The sequence below is a fragment of the Microbacterium kyungheense genome (genome assembly GCF_006783905.1).
GTDB classification, from domain to species: domain Bacteria; phylum Actinomycetota; class Actinomycetes; order Actinomycetales; family Microbacteriaceae; genus Microbacterium; species Microbacterium kyungheense.
Genome location: NZ_VFPE01000005.1, coordinates 159,584 through 177,535, shown reverse-complemented (window position 1 = coordinate 177,535; position 17,952 = coordinate 159,584). Strand labels below are relative to the sequence as shown.

18 protein-coding genes are annotated in these 17,952 nt (G+C 73.1%); 8 read left to right on the top strand and 10 right to left on the bottom strand.

Going from position 1 to position 17,952, the window contains the following annotated elements; all coding sequences use genetic code 11:
- Positions 1–5 precede the first annotated feature (5 nt).
- Together cofD and FB391_RS15685 are read left to right on the top strand one after the other, a co-directional pair.
- Positions 6–989, top strand: a complete 984-nt coding sequence (cofD, locus tag FB391_RS15690; protein WP_141895918.1) for a 2-phospho-L-lactate transferase — start codon at positions 6–8, stop codon at positions 987–989.
- Entirely contained in the window at positions 989–1,738 is a 750-nt protein-coding gene (locus FB391_RS15685) for a sulfite exporter TauE/SafE family protein (protein ID WP_141895917.1), read from the top strand. Before cofD ends, FB391_RS15685 begins: the two co-directional genes overlap by 1 nt.
- Positions 1,739–1,911: 173 nt before the next feature.
- On the opposite strand, the gene FB391_RS15680 is transcribed toward FB391_RS15685, so the two are convergent.
- From FB391_RS15680 to FB391_RS15670, 3 genes are read right to left on the bottom strand one after another with little or no spacing between them, the layout of a single operon-like run.
- Positions 1,912–2,175, bottom strand: coding sequence for a hypothetical protein (locus tag FB391_RS15680; protein WP_141895915.1), 264 nt, complete (start codon positions 2,173–2,175; stop codon positions 1,912–1,914).
- Positions 2,176–2,177: 2 nt separating this feature from the next.
- Positions 2,178–2,888: a class I SAM-dependent methyltransferase gene (locus FB391_RS15675; protein WP_141895914.1), complete on the bottom strand. Its 711-nt coding sequence runs from the start codon at positions 2,886–2,888 to the stop codon at positions 2,178–2,180.
- A 15-nt stretch (positions 2,889–2,903) separates the two neighbouring features.
- On the bottom strand, positions 2,904–3,335 hold the full coding sequence (locus FB391_RS15670; protein WP_141895912.1) for a cupin domain-containing protein: 432 nt from the start codon (positions 3,333–3,335) through the stop codon (positions 2,904–2,906).
- Between the two features lie 94 nt (positions 3,336–3,429).
- Here FB391_RS15670 and FB391_RS15665 point away from each other — a divergent pair, with 94 nt between their 5' ends.
- The gene (locus FB391_RS15665; RefSeq protein ID WP_141895911.1) at positions 3,430–3,867 is read left to right on the top strand and encodes a hypothetical protein; all 438 of its coding nucleotides are present in this window, start codon (positions 3,430–3,432) and stop codon (positions 3,865–3,867) included.
- Between the two features lie 28 nt (positions 3,868–3,895).
- Here FB391_RS15665 and cofC read toward each other — a convergent pair whose 3' ends face one another.
- From cofC to cofG, 4 genes are read right to left on the bottom strand one after another with little or no spacing between them, the layout of a single operon-like run.
- Positions 3,896–4,570: a 2-phospho-L-lactate guanylyltransferase gene (gene cofC / locus FB391_RS15660; RefSeq protein ID WP_246093561.1), complete on the bottom strand. Its 675-nt coding sequence runs from the start codon at positions 4,568–4,570 to the stop codon at positions 3,896–3,898.
- Complete coding sequence (gene fgd, locus FB391_RS15655; protein WP_141895909.1) at positions 4,567–5,580, bottom strand: glucose-6-phosphate dehydrogenase (coenzyme-F420); 1,014 nt, start codon at positions 5,578–5,580, stop codon at positions 4,567–4,569. The genes cofC and fgd overlap by 4 nt, the downstream gene beginning before the upstream one ends.
- Complete coding sequence (locus tag FB391_RS15650; protein ID WP_141895907.1) at positions 5,577–7,079, bottom strand: flavin-containing monooxygenase; 1,503 nt, start codon at positions 7,077–7,079, stop codon at positions 5,577–5,579. The genes fgd and FB391_RS15650 overlap by 4 nt, the downstream gene beginning before the upstream one ends.
- Positions 7,076–9,553, bottom strand: a complete 2,478-nt coding sequence (gene cofG, locus FB391_RS15645) for a 7,8-didemethyl-8-hydroxy-5-deazariboflavin synthase CofG (RefSeq protein WP_141895905.1) — start codon at positions 9,551–9,553, stop codon at positions 7,076–7,078. Before cofG ends, FB391_RS15650 begins: the two co-directional genes overlap by 4 nt.
- A 103-nt stretch (positions 9,554–9,656) precedes the next feature.
- Here cofG and FB391_RS15640 point away from each other — a divergent pair, with 103 nt between their 5' ends.
- Positions 9,657–10,121 carry a hypothetical protein gene (locus FB391_RS15640; RefSeq protein WP_141895904.1) on the top strand — a complete coding sequence of 155 codons (465 nt, stop codon included), beginning with the start codon at positions 9,657–9,659 and terminating at the stop codon, positions 10,119–10,121.
- A 351-nt stretch (positions 10,122–10,472) separates the two neighbouring features.
- Here the strand turns inward: FB391_RS15640 and FB391_RS15635 are convergent, their stop codons facing one another.
- Entirely contained in the window at positions 10,473–11,303 is an 831-nt protein-coding gene (locus FB391_RS15635) for an ABC transporter permease (RefSeq protein ID WP_141895902.1), read from the bottom strand.
- Positions 11,300–13,429, bottom strand: a complete 2,130-nt coding sequence (locus FB391_RS20165; RefSeq protein ID WP_141895901.1) for an ABC transporter ATP-binding protein — start codon at positions 13,427–13,429, stop codon at positions 11,300–11,302. The genes FB391_RS15635 and FB391_RS20165 overlap by 4 nt, the downstream gene beginning before the upstream one ends.
- 116 nt (positions 13,430–13,545) lie before the next feature.
- On the opposite strand from FB391_RS20165, the gene FB391_RS15625 reads away from it, so the two are divergent.
- From FB391_RS15625 to FB391_RS15610, 4 genes are all read left to right on the top strand, one after another.
- On the top strand, positions 13,546–14,613 hold the full coding sequence (locus FB391_RS15625) for an enoyl-CoA hydratase/isomerase family protein (protein WP_141895899.1): 1,068 nt from the start codon (positions 13,546–13,548) through the stop codon (positions 14,611–14,613).
- Positions 14,614–14,625: 12 nt separating this feature from the next.
- Positions 14,626–15,483, top strand: a complete 858-nt coding sequence (locus FB391_RS15620) for an LssY C-terminal domain-containing protein (RefSeq protein ID WP_141895897.1) — start codon at positions 14,626–14,628, stop codon at positions 15,481–15,483.
- Positions 15,480–16,049 (top strand): hypothetical protein, encoded by a 570-nt coding sequence (locus tag FB391_RS15615; protein ID WP_246093560.1) that lies wholly within the window; start codon positions 15,480–15,482, stop codon positions 16,047–16,049. Before FB391_RS15620 ends, FB391_RS15615 begins: the two co-directional genes overlap by 4 nt.
- Before the next feature lie 151 nt (positions 16,050–16,200).
- Entirely contained in the window at positions 16,201–17,115 is a 915-nt protein-coding gene (locus FB391_RS15610) for a J domain-containing protein (RefSeq protein WP_141895895.1), read from the top strand.
- Between the two features lie 129 nt (positions 17,116–17,244).
- On the opposite strand, the gene FB391_RS15605 is transcribed toward FB391_RS15610, so the two are convergent.
- The gene (locus FB391_RS15605; RefSeq protein WP_141895894.1) at positions 17,245–17,925 is read right to left on the bottom strand and encodes a FadR/GntR family transcriptional regulator; all 681 of its coding nucleotides are present in this window, start codon (positions 17,923–17,925) and stop codon (positions 17,245–17,247) included.
- Between the last annotated feature and the right edge of the window lie 27 nt (positions 17,926–17,952).

Here is a 17,952-nt window from a genome sequence, read left to right as displayed (position 1 = left end):
TCCGCGTGACGCGCGCGCCCCGCATCGTCGTGCTCGCAGGCGGCGTGGGCGGCTCGCGCTTCGTGCTCGGTGTGCGCGCCGCGCTGCGCGCCCGGGGCGTCGACGACACCGCGTCCGCCCTCACCGTCGTGGTCAACACCGGTGACGACCTGTGGCTGTCGGGCGTCCGCCTGCAGCCCGACGTCGACTCGATCACGTACGCGCTCGCCGGCGTCAACGACACCGAGCGCGGCTGGGGCCGGCAGGGCGATACCGAACGCGTCAACCACGAGCTGCAGGAGTGGGGTGCCGGCTGGCCGTGGTTCACCCTCGGCGACCTCGACCTCGGCACGCACCTCGCACGCACCGGCTGGCTGCGCGAGGGGCTCACGCCGACGCAGGTGCTCGAGCGCATGTCGCATCGCTGGCCGCTGGGCGCCCGCCTGCTGCCCATGACCGACAGCGAGGTCGACACCGTCGTCGTCCTCGACGACGGCACGCGCCTGCACTTCCAGGAGTGGTGGACGCGGCACCGCGCGACCCTCGCTCCGGCGGCCTTCGAGAACCCCGGGATCGCGGCATCCACTCCCGCCCCCGGCGTCGTCGAGGCCATCGCGGACGCGGACGCGGTGCTGCTCGCGCCGTCGAACCCCGTCGTCTCGATCGGGCCGATCCTCGCGGTGCCGGGAGTGCGTGACGCGCTGCGCGCGACGAGCGCGCGGGTGGTGGGGGTCTCGCCCATCATCGGCGGCAAGGTCGTGCGCGGCATGGCCGACGTGTGCCTCGCCGCGATCGGCGTCGAGACGTCGGCCGCGGCCGTCGCCGCGCTGTACGGCTCCCGCCCGGACGGCGGCCTGCTCGACACGTGGCTGCTCGCCGAGGAGGACGACCACCTCGCCGCGCAGGTCTCGGACCGCGGCATCGGCTCGCTCGTCCGTCCGCTGTGGATGACGGATGCCGACCGCTCGGCCGCTCTCGGCGAAGCCGCGCTCGCGGCGGCCGGCGTCTGATGCTGCCCGACCTCGCGTGGTGGGCGTGGGTCCTGCTCGGCGTCGCGGCCCTCGTCGTCGGCCTGTCCAAGACGGCCGTCCCCGGCGCGGGCACGATCGCGGTCGCGATCTTCGCCGCCGTGCTGCCCGCGAAGCAGTCGACGGGCGTCCTGCTGCTGCTGCTCATCGTCGCCGACATCTTCGCCGTCACGATGTACCGGCGCCACGCGGACTGGAAGACGCTGCTGCGCCTCGCTCCCGCCGTCGTGGTCGGCGTGCTGCTGGGCGTGGTGTTCCTGTGGTTCGCCGACGACCTGTGGGTCAAGCGCACGATCGGCGTGATCCTGCTGCTCGTGATCGCGATCACGCTGCTGCGGCGCCGGTTCGTCTCGCGCGTCGCGGCAGAGGGCGGATCGCACCGGGTCGCCGCGGCGACGTATGGCACGCTCGGCGGCTTCACCACCATGGTCGCCAATGCCGCCGGCCCGGTGATGTCGATGTACTTCCTCGCCGCGCGGTTCGAGGTGAAGGCCTTCCTCGGCACGGCGGCGTGGTTCTTCGCGATCGTCAACCTGTTCAAGGTGCCGTTCTCGATCGGCATCGGGATCATCACCGTGCCCGGCCTGCTCATCGACCTCGTGCTCGTGCCGCTGGTCGTCGTCGCGGCCTTCGCCGGCCGTTGGCTGGCCGACCGCATGCCGCAGTCGGTGTTCGAGAAGCTCGTCATCGCGTTCACGGTCGTGGGGGCCGTGTACCTGCTGGTGGCCTGAGCCGGGGTTGCCGGTCCGTCGCGGCCGCGGCATCCTCTCTCGCTCGGATCAGGAGATCTGGCGAACGCAGGACGTTGTGGGCGATTTCGTCCTGCCTCCGCGAGATCTCCTGATCCTGATGCGGGCCAGCCGCGGAGTGGATGCCGCCTGCATCGGAGCCTCGCCGGCGCCGCCTAGTCACGACACCGCTGCCGTCCGGGCAGCCACCACGCGAGCCCGCCGAGCACGGCGCTGGCCGCGAGCCAGAGCCACAGGCTCGTCTCGACGCCGACCAGCGAGCGGGCGGTCGTGACGCAATGGGACCGGCCCGACGCGAGGCTGTCCGCGCAGAAGCCACCGAACGTCACCGGCGCGAAGACCGCCGCCGCAACGACAAGCGCGCCCGCAAGCCAGGCCGCCCGGCGCAGCCAGGGCCTCAGTCGGGTGCTGCGCGACATTCTCACGCCTCCAGATCAGGAGATCCGGCGAACGCAGGACGATCGGCGCCGTTTCGTCCTGTCTCCGCGAGATCTCCTGATCTCGGCGGAGCGGCGCCGGTCGGGAGAGTGGATGCTTCGTTCCGGGCGATCACCGTGATCCACCGCTCGACCGCCCCCGGCAGCGTCGACTCGGTCACCTGCTCAGGCGTCCAGCCGGCCGCGCGGAGGGCGGAGGTGAGGCCGGTCTCGTCCCAGTAGGTGAAGTGCCGGGGGTCGTCGAGCTTGGCACGCGTCCATGCCTCTCCCTCGCCCTTCTTGACGCTCGCGACGAGGACCCCTCCGGGCCGGCACGCGCGACGCGCCGTCGCGAGCACGGCGGCGAGGTCCTCTCGCGGCACGTGCAGCAGCACGGCGTTCGCGAAGACCGCGTCGTAGGGGCCGCCGAAGTCCTCGGCGCGCACGTCGAGCACGCGAGCCTGGTGACCGGCGGCGCGGAGGGCGTCGACGAACGCCGCGGCTCCGTCGGTGCGGTCGACCGTGAGGCCGGCGGCTTCGAGGGCTGCGGCATCCCTTCCCGGTCCGCTGCCCAGCTCGAGCACCCGCGCTCCGCGCGCGACCCGGGCGAGCAGGGTGTCGACCTCAGGAGCGGGAGCCGTCGAGGTGCGCGCGGCGTACTGCAGGGCGCCGCGCTCGTAGGCGGCGAGGGTGGCGTCCTGCGGGCTCTGCTCCACGGTGGCGGCGGCGGTTCAGCCCCACGGCGACGGGCGCTCGGGGGCGCGCCGGCTGTCGTCGGGGAACTCGGGAAGCTCGGTGCCGCCGGCGCGCAGGCACAGCCAGCGCAGCTGCTCGGGACTGTCGGGCAGCGCACGCCAGGTGCGGAAGACGCCCTGGCCGACCCGCACGACGGTGCCGGGTCCGACGTCGACCACGTCGTCGTCGAGCGCCATCTGGCCGCGCCCTGCGAGGAACACGTAAACCTCTTCGATGCGCTCGTGCACGTGCCAGTAGCCCGCCTCCTCACCCGGCTCGAAGGCGTTCGCGCTCATGCCGATGTACTGCATCGTCAGCTCGTGGTCGACGATGCGCCGGCCGTCGCGCGACTTCTCGGGGGTGAAGCCGCCGTAGTGCCCCCGCCACTCGTCGAGTCCGCCCATCTCCAGCACCTGGTAGTCGCTCATCCCGCCAGGCTATCGACGCGGCGGAAGGCGCCTGTCTGTAGAGCATCGACAAAGATCTCCGGGACCCCGATGCGGTCACCGCTAGTCTCGCGGCATGACGACCGCACCGCCCACCGGCACGATCGCCGCAACTCAGCCAGGTTGGCGCTTCTGGGTGGCGCTCGGTGCCTGGACCGCCGTGGTCGCCGGCTTCGTCCTCGGCCTCATGACCTTCTGGCGGCTGCTCGCCCTGGCGCTGGGCAACGCGCTGGGCGCCGAGCCCCTCATCGGGGAACAGGTCGCGGTGTGGTGGACGTTCGTCGGCATCGCGATCGGTCTCGTGCTCGCGGCTGTCGCGGCAGCGGTCGCCCAGCGCTGGGTCGCGTTCGTGCTCGCGCTGGTCATCGCAGCGGCATGCGGCTTCTTCGCCGTCGGGCTGTTCACCAACGTGCGTTCTGCCGTGGCTCCCCCCACGCCGATCGAGCACGTCGAACCCGGTCCGCCGCCGTGCGCGTGCTACAGCGGCGGCTTCTGCGACTGCCCCGGCGGCTGACCCGCCTGATTCCGCCCGGCCGGCGGACTCAGGCCGCGGCGGATGCCAGCAGCGCGGCCGTGCGCGGGCCGAGACCCAGGCCACGAGCGGCGTCGAGCTGCGCGGCGGTGTCGACGTCGCGGCGCAGGGTCGAGGCATCCGGGATCGGCAGCGGCGCGCACCCGAGCGCGACGTGGCGTCCGAACGAGCCGTCGCCGAACGACGACGCCCAGCCGACCCCGACGCCGGCGGTGACGAGCGTCGAGCCGGTGCCCTCGGCGTCGGCCACGACGGCGCGGGGGAGGGATGCCGCAGCCCGCAGCGCCTCGCCCAGATCGTCGGGACGCAGCGCGGGCAGGTCGCCGAGGAGCGCCGCGCGCGGCATCCGTCCGCCGGGATCGATCGCCGACACGCCGGCGGCCACGGCTGCGTCGAGCCCGGCGGCGTCCCCCTCGGGGACGAACCGCAACCCCGGGATCATGGCCGACTCGCGGGCGAGCGCGGCGTCGTCGGTCACCACGACGACCTGTGCGACGAGGTCGCACGCGGTGGCGGCCTCGAGGGTGTCCAGGGCGATCGCCCGCGCGAGGTCCTTGCGGGCGACCCCCGGCACGTCGAGCCGCGACTTGGCGCGCGCCGAGGGCTTGACGGGCACCACGACGACCCACCGGGCGACGGTCGCCGCCTCGTCGACCGGGCGCCGACGGCGCAGCAGCGGGCTCACTCGCCGTACTTCGCGCGCAGGCGCGGCAGGATCTCTTCGCCGTACATCCGCAGGAACGCCCCCTGGTCGTGACCCGGGTCGTGGAACACCAGATGACGGAAGCCCAGGCCGATGTACCAGCCGATGCGCTCGACGTGCTCGTCGGGGTCGTCCGACACGATGAATCGCGAGGCGGTCCGCTCGATCGGCAGCTGCTCGCCCAGGCGCTGCATCTCGATGGGGTCGTCGACGCCCATCTTCTCCTCCGGTGTGAGCGCCAGCGGCGCCCAGAACCGGGTCTTCTCGCGCGCCTCGTCGAGCGTGGGCGCCAGCGACACCTTCACCTCGATGAGCGTGTCGATGGCGTCGGCGGGCCGTCCCGCCTTCTCCAGGCCCTCGTGCAGCGCGGGCAGCAGGGTGTCGGTGTAGAGCTCGCGCTTCTTGCCGGACGTCGTGATGAAGCCGTCGGCGATGCGTCCGGCCAGGCGCGTGGCCGCCGGGCCCGCGGCGCCGATGTAGATCGGGACGGGCTGGGGCAGCTTGTCGTAGATCGTGACATTGTGCGCGTGATAGAAGGTGCCGTCGAAGGTCACGCGGTCCTCGGACCACAGCCGGCGGATGAGCCCGATCGCCTCTTTGAGTCGCTGGAAGCGCTCGGGCGGGTCGGGCCACGCGATGCCGAGGTTCGCCTCGTTGAGCGCCTCACCGGTGCCGACGCCCAGGATCACGCGCCCGGGGTACAGCACGCCGAGCGTCGCGAAGTCCTGCGCCACCACGGTCGGGTTGTAGCGGAACGTCGGCGTCAGCACGGACGTGCCGATCAGCACGCGCGACGTGCGGGCGCCGAGGGCGCCGAGCCAGGGGATGGATGCCGGCGCGTGGCCGCCGTCGTGCAGCCACGGCTGCAGGTGGTCCGAGATGAAGACCGAGTCGAACCCGGCCTCCTCGGCCTGCACGGCGTAGTCGAGCAGCTCGCCCGGGCCGAACTGCTCGGCGGAGGCCTTGTAGCCGAAGCGCAGCGGGATGGTCATGCGGTTCTCCCATCGAGGGTGAGGGCGGGGGTGAGGGCCGGGTCGGGCAGGAACTCCGAGCCGTCGGCTCGCGCGAGCCGCGCGCGGTACGCGTCGACCGTGCCGGGCCACAGCAGTGTGAGGCGACCCGAGCGGTCGTCGACGTACCAGTTGCGGCATCCTCCGGTCATCCAGCGAGTGGATGCCGCGGCCCGCGCGATCTCGTCGGTGTAGGCGCGCTCGGCGTCGGGGTCGACGCGCAGCACGCGCCCGGCGCGAGCCTGCAGCACGCGTGCCGCGTACCCGGCCTGCTCCTCGATCATGAGCACCGACGACGAGTGGCCGAGCGAGGCGTTGGGGCCGTTGAGGACGAAGAGATTCGGGAATCCCGCCACGACGGTCGACGCGAAGGCGGTCATCCCCTCCGACCAGTGCTCGGCGAGGGTCTGCTCCTGCTCGCCGACGACGAGGTCCGCGTACGGCTGGCGGGTCGAGACGAAGCCGGTCGCCAGCACCAGGGCGTCGAGGTCGTGATGCGAGCCGTCGGCGGCCAGGACCGTGGCACCGTCGATGCGGTCCACCGCGGCGGGCACGAGCGTCACGTCTTCCGACGCCACGGCCGGGTAGAACTCGTCCGACAGCAGCACGCGCTTGCATCCGAACGCGTAGTCCGGGGTGAGCAGGGCACGCAGCGCAGGATCGGCGATCTGCGCCTCCAGGTGCGCCCGCGCGATCGCCTCGGCCTCCGCCGCGGCGGCGGAGTCGCCCGACCGCGACGCGAAACGCTCCTCGCCCTCGGCGTAGAGGTCGGCGCGTAGCGCCTCAAGGGCTTCGGGATGCGCGGCGAAGCGGGCACGGTCGGCGTCGGAATAGGCATCCCCGCCGCGCGGCACGATCCAGGCCGGCGTGCGCTGGAACAGCGTCACGTGCGCCGCCGTGCGCGCGAGCGCAGGCACGATCTGGATCGCGCTCGCCCCCGTCCCGACGACCCCGATGCGCCGGCCGGCGAGCGGGGCGCCATGGTCCCACCGCGCCGAATGGAACACCGGCCCCGGGAAGGTCTCGAGCCCTTCGAGCGCGGGGATGGCCGGCTCGGTCAGGCGTCCGCACGCCAGCACCAGGGCGTCGGCGACGACGAGATCGGGCGCGTGCCCGGCGCCGCCCACGTCGATCAGCCAGACCTCGCGTCCGGCATCCCATCGCGCGCGCTGCATCCCGGTCCGCAGGCGGACGCGGTCGCGCAGGCCCTCGGCGTCGACGACGTGCTCGAGGTAGGCGTGGATCTCGTCGCCGCGCGCGTAGGTGCCCGACCACGACGGGTTCGGGTGCGCGGCGAAGCCGTACAGGTGCGAAGGCACGTCGCACGCGATCCCGGGGTAGGTGTTGTCGCGCCACGTGCCGCCGACCGAGGCCGCCCGCTCGAGGACGACGAAATCCTCGATGCCGGCGCGACGCAGCGCCATCGCCATGCCGATGCCCGCGAACCCGGCTCCGACGACGGCGACCTCGACACGCGTCATCCGGGCACCTGCCCGTAGGTCGTGGTCCGCAGCCGGAAGGGACGGAACAGGCGGGCCACCATCGCAGAGGCGTCAGCCGCCGGCAGCTCCTGACCGAACTCGATCCCCGCCTCGGGCTTCACGCGGCCGTCGAGGAGGGTCCCCCCGAGGTCGTCGCCGCCGGACTGCAGCAGCGCGACCGAGGCTTCGCGGCCTACGCGCGTCCACGGGATCTGCACGTGCGGGATGCTCCCCGACAGCAGCAGCCGCGACACCGCGACCATCGCCCGGTGCTCGTCGAGCGGCACTCGGCCGGGCACGAGCGGCACCCCGCCCGCGGGACCGGGGAGCGGGATCGGCACGAACTCGCTGAACCCGCCGCCCGTCGCCGCCCTCGCCGAAGCGGACTGGAGCTCACGCAGCTGCCGCAGGTGCGCGATGCGCTCGGCGGCGGTCTCGACATGGCCGTAGAACAGGACGCTCGTCGACCGGAGGCCCGCGCGGTGTACCGCCGTGATCGCTTCGACCCAGCGGTCGATCTCCAGATCGCCGGGCGCGACCAGCGCGCGCACGCGCTCGCTCAGCACCTTGACGCCGGTGCCCGGCACGGTGTCGACGCCGGCGTCGCGCAGCGCCGCGAGCGCGCCGTCGAGCCCCATCGCGCCGCGGTCGGCGAGATCCCACACGTCCTGCGGGCGATAGGCGTGGAGATGGATGCCGGGTGCCCCGGTCTTCACGGCACGGGCGATCTCGACGTACCCGGCCGGATCCGCCTCGGGGGGCAGCATCCCCTGGACGCAGATCTCGGTCGCACCGAGGTCCCACGCGTCGGCCGCGATGGCGGGGACGTCGTCGAGGGCGAAGACCGTGCCGAGGCCCGACGACGTGAGGTTGCGGTTCACGACGAGTGTGACCGCCTCGCCGACGGTGTACCGGCGCACGTCGTCGGCCGTCGCGGCGAGCACGTCGAGGTCGTCGCCGGTCGCCCCTAGGAGGGCTGTCCACTCGGCGTCGTCGAGCGCCAGGGGGTCGGCCGCGGCGGTCTCGGCGAGCCGGCGGACATCGCCGAGCCCCGGTCGCCCCGCGGAGGGCGCTCCGGCGTCCGCAGGGGAGACGCCTGCGTCGTCGATCGGCCTCGGGTCGAGGTCTTCCGTGCGGTCGGGGCGTTTCGTCTCGCGAGTCGGTCGCTGAGCGAGGAGCGCCAGCGACGAGGCGAAGCGTCCTCGCTCGCTCAACGAGCGAGGGGTCGCTGCAAGCCCCGTCGCCGGGTCGGCGAGCGCCGCCACCGCCGCTCGCAGCGCGGGGTCGATCCACGTCTCGGCGCCCTGCACGAACTCGGGCTGGGCCGTCAGGCGCTCGCGCAGCTCGAAGCCCAGGTCGGCGGTCATGCGGGCCAGGTCCGACAAGTGCGGCCAGGGGCGCTCGGGGTTGACATGGTCGGCGGTGAGCGGCGAGACGCCGCCCCAGTCGTCGGCGCCGGCACGCAAGAGCAGTTCGAACTCGGCGGGATCCGACAGGTTCGGCGGCACCTGGATCCGCATCCGCGGGCCCATCACGAGCCGTGCCACCGCGACAGCCGCCACGTACTCGAGCAGCTCCGCGTCGGGCGCACCCTGCATCGCCGTCCTCGGCTTGGCACGGAAGTTCTGGACGATGACCTCCTGCACATGGCCCTGACCGTCGACGACGTGCCGCTCGTGCGCCTCGCGGATCGCGACGAGCGACTCGGCGCGGTCGCGCACGGTCTCTCCGATGCCGACGAGGATGCCGGTCGTGAACGGGATGCGCCGGCGCCCGGCATCCTCGATCACGGCGAGGCGCACCTCCGGGTCTTTGTCGGGCGAGCCGAAGTGCACCTGGCCCGGCTCCTCGTACAGCCGCCGCGACGTGGTCTCGAGCATCATGCCCATCGACGGGGCCACGGGGCGCAGCGCGGCGAGCTCGTCGGCCGACATCACCCCCGGGTTGGCGTGTGCGAGCAGCCCGGTCTCGGCCGTGACCAGGCGGGCGACGTGCGCCACGTACTCGATCGTCGATGCGAACCCGTGCTCGTCGAGCCAGGCGCGAGCTTCCGGCCACCGTTCCTCGGGCCGGTCGCCGAGGGTCAGCAGCACCTCCTTGCAGCCGAGCGCCTGACCCTGCCGCACGACCGCGAGCACCTGCTCGGGCGACATGTACGCCGGCTTGTGCTTCTTGAGCAGCTGCCCCGGGGTGTCGACGAACACGCAGTAGTGGCAGCGGTCGCGGCACAGCGTCGTGAGCGGCACGAACACCTTGCGCGAGTACGTGATCACGCCGGGACGACCGGCTGCCTCGAGCCCGGCATCCCGCATCCGAGCGGCCAGCGCGAGCAGACGTTCGAGGCGCTCGCCCGTCGCGCCGAGCAGCGTCTCGGCATCAGAGGCATCGAGCCGAGCGCCCGCGGCGGCGCGCTCGAGCACGTGGTCGACCTCGGCGGCCGACGGGGAGACGACGATGGGGGACGCGACGGTCACTGATCCAGTCTTGCACCGAGTCCGGGGGTCGGGGCCCGGGATCGTTGCCCTCCCGTAAGCAAATCAGCCCTGATCGAACCGATGGCGCTGGCAGACTAGGCACATGGTGACTCTGCTGCTCGACTCGACGCAGCTCGAAGTCGTGCTGTCGGTGTCGGAGCGCGCCCTCTCATTCCGCAAGGGGAATGTCGTCGTCGATCGCTCGACGATCACCAAGGTGCAGCTCACCGACGACGCGTGGACGTGGCTGCGCGGCATCCCGAGCCCCGGTACGCACGTGCGCGGCGTCATCGCGATGGGCACGTGGCGCTCCGCCGGCGGCGAGGACTTCGCGGTCATCCGCCGGCACCGCCCGAGCGTCGTCATCGACCTGGACGGTCACGCGGAGTTCCAGCGGGTGATCCTCACCACGCGGCACGGCCTCGCCCTCGTGCAGGCGCTGCGCGTCGAGGTCGCAGAGGAGCCCGTCGACGTCGTCGAGATCGCCGCCGAGACCGGAAGCACACCCGCGGTGCCCGAGAAGAAGCCGCGCAAGCGCAAGGCTCCCGCGGCCGCCCCCGCTGTCTGATCCCGCGCCCTCACCGCGTCCCGCGTCCCGCTCCCCCTGGGCCGCGCCCTGTTGCGCGCGAGCATGCCCCGGGTGTGCGCGACCATGCCACTTCGGGCGCGAGCATGCCCTGTTGCGCGCGAGCATGCCCCGGGTGTGCGCGACCATGCCACTTCGGGCGCGACCATGCCACTTCGGGCGCGACCATGCCCGGGCAACGCGCGGGCATGGTCGGCGCGGGGAGGGCATGGTCGGCGATGACGCGGGCATGGTCGGCGTCGGGTGGGCATGGTCGACGTCGGGAGGGCATGGTCGGCGTCGGGTGGGCATGGTCGGCGCGGGGAGGGCCGCCGGACCGACGAGGCCGGGGAGTCAGCTGACGTCGCGGCGCCAGCTCACGAGGTGCCCGATAACGACGAACACGACGGCGTAGCCGAGCAGCACGAGGCCGCCCGCCCACCACTCCAGGGCGTCCGCTGACGCTGAGCCGGTCGCTGCCAGCGAATAGACGCTCGCGCCGACCAGGGCGTCGCTCGCCGCGCCCGGAAGGTACTGCGTGACGTCCGACAGCCCATCGACGAAGGCGGCGGCGGTCCGGCCGATCGGCTCCAGGAACTGCGTGAACACGAGTACGCCGACGATCGCGCCCACCTGGTTGCGCACCAAGGCGCCGACCCCGACGCCGATGAGCGCCCACAGGACGTAGGCGAGCAGCATCCGCCCCACCATCGCCCACGTGTCGGACGACGCGAGCTGCGTGTCGAGCCCGAATCCCGAGAGGATCGCGGCGGACACGCCGACCGAAGCCAGGACGCCCACCACCCCGAGCAGCGCACCGAGCAGGACGCCGACGGCGAGCTTCGCCACCAGCACGCGTCCGCGACGCGGGGTCGCCAGGAACGTCGGCGTGAGCGTCTTGTGCCGGAACTCCGCTGTCACCATCAGCGTGCCCACGAGCAGCGGGAACACATAGCCGACCGCGGTCGCGGTGCTGTAGAGCGTGGCGGGCAGGATCTCTTCGGGCAGCGGCGGGGTGCCGGACGTCTCACCCGGCAGCGAGCCGGTGGCCGACATCGAGAACACGAAGCCCAGCGCGCCGGCGGTGAACGCGACGTACGCGAACAGCACGATCGCGAGGATCCACCAGATGCTCGTCGAGAACAGCTTCGTCGTCTCGGCGCGGGTCGCCGCCGTGAGGCTCATCGCTCGCCCCCTTCGTGCTCGGTCTCGTCGTCAGGGGAGGGGGCGGATGCCGCGACCTGCGCGTCCTCGGCGTCTGCGGACTCCCGCGGTGCCGCTGCCGCCCGACCCTCGTCGGGCTCGCCCGCTGCGGCGGAGGTGTATTCGGCCGCTGGATCGCGGGGGCCGGGGTCGTCCGTGTCGTCGGGGCGTTTCGTCTCGCTCGTTCCTCGCTCGCTCAACGGCCGGGGGTCGTCGTCCGGTCGTTGCACGGCGGACTCTCCCGTGCCGGGAGACGAAACGCCTTCGTCGTCGGTCTGATCGACACCGGACGGCTCGTCGTCGCCGCTGTCGAAGGCGGCGAAGAACGCGTCGGCCTCGACGTCCGCGTCGGTCTTCACGTAGTTCTCCCACGGCCGGTCGTCGTCCTCGTCGGGCGGCTCGGGCGTCGAGAGCTCGTCGTCGATCACGCCGATCTCTTCGACGTCGGGGTCGGCGTCCTCGGGCGGCGCCTCGGCCGCGGCCTCGCGCTCCCGTGCACTCTCGAACTGGGGTTCGCTCTCGCTCTCCGGTGCGCTGTCGGACTGGGGTGCGCGATCGGACTCGGGCTCGGATGCCGTCGGGACGATGTCGATCACACCGGTGCTCGCCACCGCGAAGCCGGCACCCGTCGTCACCGCCGGCCCGCCGGTGGGTTCGGTCACGGGCGGGATGTCAGCGGCAGAGTCTTGGTCGGCGACCGGTTCCTCCGCGGCGGGCTCGCCAGCCTCGGCGGCCACCGGCTCTTCGGCGGTGGGGGCGGGGTCGAACGTGTCGGCGTCGCGGTCCCGTTCGTCCGTCCATGCGGCACCGGCGGCTGCGCCGAGGGCGGCCGCGGCTCCGGGGGCTCCCGCGGCTTCGGCGTCGAGCTCGGCCGCGGCCAGAGCGGACTCGTCGGCCTCCCGGGCCTCGTCGTCGGTCTCGCGACCCGCCGCCATACCGCCGGCGGCCGCGAGTGCGACCCCGGCCACGACCGGCGCGGCCTCGCCGGGCGCGGCCTCGGCCCCGGCCTCGACCGGCGCGGCCTCGGCCTCGGCCCCTTCGACCGGCGCCACTTCGACCGGCGCCGCCTCGACAGCTGCCCCCTCGACCGCGGCCCCTTCGACCGGCGCCGCCTGGGTCGGCGCGGCCGCGGGCTCGGGCGATGCGGCCTCGACGGACCCGGTGCCCGGGGCGGCGGCATCCATCGACGAACCCCCCGCCGCAGAGGCGTGGACGCGCGTGCCGTTGACGAGATCGAGGAAGACCTCCTCGAGCGCCGGGCCGCGCCGCTGCAGCGCCGACAGAGCGACCCCCGAAGCGGCCGCGGCCGCACCGACGGCCGTGGGGTCGGCGCCGCGCACGGTCAGACCCGAACGCAGCACCTCGTACGGCAGGCCCGCGGCCGACAGCGCGGCGGTCAGGGCGTCGCGGTCGGGGGCGTCGACGACCGTGGCGTACTCGGTCGGATCGGCGAGGTCGTCGATCGACCCCTCGAACACGAGTCGCCCGCGCGAGATGATCAGCAAGGCGTCGACGGTCTGCTGCACCTCGGCCAGCAGGTGCGACGAGACGAGCACCGTGCGCCCCTCGGCGGCGAGCTGCCGCAGGAAGCCGCGCATCCAGCGGATGCCTTCGGGGTCCAGGCCGTTGGCGGGTTCGTCCAGCACGAGCACGCCGGGGTCGCCCAGCAGCGCATACGCGAGGCCGAGACGCTGGCGCATGCCCAGCGAGTATCCGCCCACCTTGCGGCCGCCGGCATCCCCGAGTCCGACGAGGCCGAGCACCTCGTCCACGCGGCCCCGCGGGATCCCCGCCGCCTGCGCGTAGATCGTCAGGTGTGCAGCCCCGGTGCGGCCCGGATGGAAGCTGGATGCCTCGAGCACGGCGCCGACCGTCTGCAGGGGCTTGCCGAGCTCGGCGTAGCGCCGGCCGCCGATCGTCGCGTGGCCGCTCGTCGCGCGCACCAGGCCGAGGAGGATCCGCAGGGTCGTCGTCTTGCCCGCGCCGTTCGGACCGAGGAATCCGGTCACGCGGCCGGGCTCGACGCGTGCGGACAGGTCCGATACGGCGGTGACCGCGCCGAAGCGCTTGGTGACACCTGAGAACTCCAGCGACTGGCCGTCGGGCATGCCTGAACCCTCTCGTCGTGCGGGGCGACGCCGCCTCGTCGCGGCACTCCGTCCCATCCTGGCGGAAATCCGGCGTCACCGTGAGGGAAGTTGTGGCGCCCGGTAACGTTGCGCACGTGACCGACCCCGCCGCTGCCGCCGAGCCCACCGTCCTCGTCCGGGCGCGGGCGGGACTCGGGCGCCTCACGCTCAACCGGCCGCGCGCCATCAACGCGCTCGACCTCGGCATGGTGCAGCGCATGCACGAGGCTCTGGACGCCTGGGAACCCGACACCGACGTCGACGTCGTGCTGCTGGACGGTGCCGGGGATCGCGGCCTGTGCGCGGGCGGCGACGTCCGCGGCCTCGCCGAGCAGGTCACGAGCGGCCGGGCCGACGACGCCGCGGTCTTCTTCCGCGAGGAGTACGCGCTCAATGCCCGCATCGCCGAGTACCCGAAGCCCTTCGTGGCCTTCGCGGACGGCATCACGATGGGCGGCGGCATCGGCGTCACCGGGCACGCCTCGATCCGCGTCGTGACCGAGCGCTCGCAGCTGGCGATGCCCGAGACCCGCATCGGGTTCACCCCCGACGTCGGCGGGACGTGGCTGCTGGCCCACGCGCCCGGCCGGGTGGGGGAGTACCTCGGGCTCACCGGCGCGGTGATGGACGCCTCGGACGCGATCTACGCCGGCTTCGCCGATCACTTCGTGCCGCACGAGAACCTCGACGGCTTCCGCGACGCCCTGGAGACCCGTGCCGACCCTTCGCTGGCCGAGCTCGTCTTCCTGTTCGACGAGACCCCGCCGCGCTCGAAGCTCGAAGACGCCCGGGCCTGGATCGACGACGCCTTCGCCGCCGACACCGTGCCCGAGATCGTCGAGCGCCTGCGTGCGCGGCCCGAGCCCGAGGCCGCGGCCACCGCCGACCTGCTCGGCGAGCTGTCGCCCACCGGCCTGGCCGTGACGCTCGCCGCCGTGCGCAGCGCCCGTGAGCTGCCCGACCTGCGAGCCGCGCTCGCGCAGGAGTACGGGCTCGTGATGTGGTTCGCCACGACGCAGCCCGACCTCGCCGAGGGCATCCGCGCGCAGGTCATCGACAAGGACCGGGCGCCGCGGTGGTCGCCCGCGACGCTGGCGGACCTGCCGCCGGAGCTGGCGGCATCCGCTCTCGCGTTCCAGCCGGCGATTCCGCTCTGGAGCTGACGGGAGCCGATCGTGACCAGACGCCGCTCGTACTCGATCGGGGTGGCGATCGACTGGTTCTTCTTCGTCTTCGCGGGTCTCGCGGCCGTGTGGCTCGCGTACCTGAGCTTCACCGAGACGTTCAACGTCGGGTGGTGGGGCATCCCGTTCTTCCTGGCGTTCTGGGGGCTGCTGGCATACCTCGTACTGCCGCGCTTGCACCGCATCCTGACGACGATCTACGTGCCCGACTACTTCATCGGGCGCACGCGCACATCGGACGGACTCCTCGGAGACCCCGTGAACCTCGCGTTCCTCGGGACCGGCGACCAGATCCAGGCCGCGCTCGAGGCCGCGGGGTGGACCCCCGCCGACCCCGTCACCCTCGGCTCGTCGTGGCGGATCGTGGCCTCGACGCTCGCCCGCCGCAGCTACGACGAGGCGCCGGTGAGCCCGCTGTTCCTGTTCGGGCGGCAGCAGGACTTCGCGTATCAGCAAGAGGTCGCCGGCAACCCCGCGCAGCGCCACCACGTGCGGTTCTGGCGGTGCCCGGACGGCTGGCTGCTGCCCGGCGGGCGCCGCGTCGACTGGCTCGCCGCCGGCACCTTCGACACGCGTGTGGGGCTGTCGCTGTTCACGCTGCAGATCACGCACAAGATCGACGCCGACACGGACATCGAGCGCGACCACATCGTGACGACGATCCGTGACGCGGATGCGCGCGTCACCGTAGACGTCATCGCGGACTTCGCCACCGGCTATCACGCCCGCAACGGCGGCGGCGACAGCATCCGCACCGACGGCGACCTGCCCATCGTGGACGTCCGCGCCGTCGACGCGGGCGCCGGCCCCGAGGTCGCCGCGGACGTCGAAAACGGCGGCGCGTCATGACCGACGAGAGGATGCCGCACCCCGCGGATCACCCCGGCACCGGTGCGGCGGCGCACCATCCGCACAAGCGCCCGGCCTTCGAGCCCGCCGAGCGACTGCTGCGGCGGCCCGAGCGCGATCCCGCCATGCGGCGTCCGACCTCGACGGTGGCCGGTGCGGTGCTCGTGCTGCTGCGCGCGGCCGCGGGCCTGGTCGTGATCGCGGGCATCGCGGTCCAGTGGCCGGCCATCCTCGCCGACCCCGACGTCGAACTCACCCTCGACGGCGTCAGCGAGGCGGAGGCGGGCCAGTGGGCGCTGTGGGTCGTCGTGGTGGTGGGCGGGCTGTTCGTGCTGCTCGACATCGTGTTCGCCGCCTTCGTCCTGCGCGGCAGCAACGTGGCCCGCGTCGCGGTCATGGTCATCTCGACGCTGTCGATCTCGACGACGTTCTTCGGCTGGTGGGCGCAGGGGCAGGAGATTCACGTCAACCAGACGTTCGCGTCGCTCGCGCTGGACATCCTGGTGCTGCTCGCGCTGTCGAGCCGCAGCGCCGCCGCGTACGCGCGCCGGAACGAGCAGCGCTGAACGCCCGGCGGCCGCGCGGCCCGCGGCTGCGGCATCCACTTCGCCATCGCGTGGAACGGATGCCGGCGCGGTGCGGGAGCAGGGAGCGAGTGACGTAATCTGAGACGGCCCGCGCGCGAGGTGCCGCGGCAGCGGTCCCCGGGGAGGATCCGTGTTCGACAGTCCGCTCTCGGCATCGGCCTACGAGGTGCTCGTCGTGGACCCCGCCGTGGACGATGAGACGCTGCGCAAGGCGTACCGGCTGCGGCTGCGGCAGACGCACCCCGACACCGGCGGCGACGCCGCCCTGTTCATCCAGGTGCAGCGAGCGTGGGAGCTCGTCGGCACGCCCGAGGCCCGCGCCGCCTACGACCGTGGCCACGGCTTCGGCGAGGCCGCCGCACCCGAGTGGTCGGGCTGGCGCCCTCCCGCCGCCCGGACCGACACGCGCCCCCGCGCGCGCTCGTTCGGGCAGCCCGGCGGCTGGCGCCGCGAGCGGTACCTGACCCTCATCCGCGAGTGGGCGGGACGCGGCGTCACGCTCGACGACCCCTACGACCCTGCCCTGGTGCGCTCGGCGCCGGTGGCCCTGCGGCGGCTGCTCGCCGACGCCCTCGCCGAGGAGGCGACCGCGCGCATCGTCGCCGACCTCGGCATGGGTTACACGGTGTGGCACGACGTCGCCGCCGGCGGATCCGACGCCAAGATCGACCACATCGTGCTGGGGCCGAGCGGGCTCTACGGCGTCCTGTCGGAGGACTTCGGCGGTCCGGTCCGCCTGCGCCGCGGCGAGTTCATCGGCGACGGCGTGCCGGGCGCACCCATCGCGGAGCTGCTCGGCAACATGCGGGCCGTCGCCCGCGCCGCCGGCGTGCGCTTCAGCGGAGCGATCGTCGTGCTGCCCGACGAGGACGTGCTGCAGCCCATCGAAGAGCTCGGCAAGGTGCGCGGAACGCGCGTCGCCGTCGTCTCGCGCAGCGCGCTCACCACGATCCTGCGCCGCGGCATCACCGGCGCGCGCGACATCGGCGGCAACGAGGTCTTCGACGTCCGCACCCGCCTGCAGCAGACCGTTCGCTTCGCGTAGCCCGTTCTTCTCCGTCGACAGCATGTGCTCTCGCCGAGTGCACACGTTCCGCGCGCAGCTTGCGTGTGCGGTCGGCGAGATCACGTGTCGTCGACAGCCGAGGTGCCGGCGACCCCGCCGACACCTCGCTCAGGTGCGGTCGCGGGCCTGGCGCAGCCAGCGTTCGATGCCCGAGATGTGCACCTGGGCGGCCGCCGTGGCGAGCTCGACGTCGTGGTCGGCGATGGCATCGAGGATCGCCTGGTGCTCGGCGAGGGTGCGCTCGACAGCGCCCGCCTGGGTCAGACCGCGCCAGGCGCGGGCGCGGATCGTCTGGCTGGTGAGGCTCTCGAGCAGGCTCGCCAGGTAGGCGTTGCCCGCGAGGCGGGCGATCGCGGCGTGGAAGCGCACGTCATGCGTGACGAGCGCGTCGACGTCGGCCTCGAGCGAGGCCGCGGTGAGTTCGGCCTCGAGCTCGGCGACGGCGGCGTCATCGGCGCGCTGAGCGGCGAGTCCGGTGGCGTGCGACTCGAGCACGCGGCGCACGGCGAAGATCTCCAGTAGAGAGTCGTCGTCGTGCAGGTCGACGACGAACGAGATCGCTTCGAGCAGCAGCCGGGGCTCGAGGCTCGTGACGTACGTGCCGTCGCCGCGGCGGACGTCGAGCACGCGGATGACCTCCAGCGCCTTGACGGCCTCGCGCATCGAGCTGCGCGAGAGCCCCAGGCGCTCGGCCAGCTCCTTCTCGGGAGGAAGCCGTGATCCGGGGGTCAGTTCGCCGCGGACGATCATGTCTTTGATCTTCGAGATCGCTTCGTCGGTGACGGCCACGTCTCCATCGTAGACATCGGATGTCAG

What these genes read in the sequence shown, in the direction of transcription:
- FB391_RS15665 (WP_141895911.1), top strand. Translation starts at nt 3,430, where the DNA reads ATGACGACCGCACCGCCCACCGGCACGATCGCCGCAACTCAGCCAGGT.
- FB391_RS15685 (WP_141895917.1), top strand. Translation starts at nt 989, where the DNA reads ATGCTGCCCGACCTCGCGTGGTGGGCGTGGGTCCTGCTCGGCGTCGCG.
- FB391_RS15640 (WP_141895904.1), top strand. Translation starts at nt 9,657, where the DNA reads ATGGTGACTCTGCTGCTCGACTCGACGCAGCTCGAAGTCGTGCTGTCG.
- FB391_RS20165 (WP_141895901.1), bottom strand. Translation starts at nt 13,429, where the DNA reads ATGCCCGACGGCCAGTCGCTGGAGTTCTCAGGTGTCACCAAGCGCTTC.
- FB391_RS15635 (WP_141895902.1), bottom strand. Translation starts at nt 11,303, where the DNA reads ATGAGCCTCACGGCGGCGACCCGCGCCGAGACGACGAAGCTGTTCTCG.
- fgd (WP_141895909.1), bottom strand. Translation starts at nt 5,580, where the DNA reads ATGACCATCCCGCTGCGCTTCGGCTACAAGGCCTCCGCCGAGCAGTTC.
- FB391_RS15615 (WP_246093560.1), top strand. Translation starts at nt 15,480, where the DNA reads ATGACCGACGAGAGGATGCCGCACCCCGCGGATCACCCCGGCACCGGT.
- FB391_RS15670 (WP_141895912.1), bottom strand. Translation starts at nt 3,335, where the DNA reads ATGAGCGACTACCAGGTGCTGGAGATGGGCGGACTCGACGAGTGGCGG.
- FB391_RS15680 (WP_141895915.1), bottom strand. Translation starts at nt 2,175, where the DNA reads ATGTCGCGCAGCACCCGACTGAGGCCCTGGCTGCGCCGGGCGGCCTGG.
- FB391_RS15650 (WP_141895907.1), bottom strand. Translation starts at nt 7,079, where the DNA reads ATGACGCGTGTCGAGGTCGCCGTCGTCGGAGCCGGGTTCGCGGGCATC.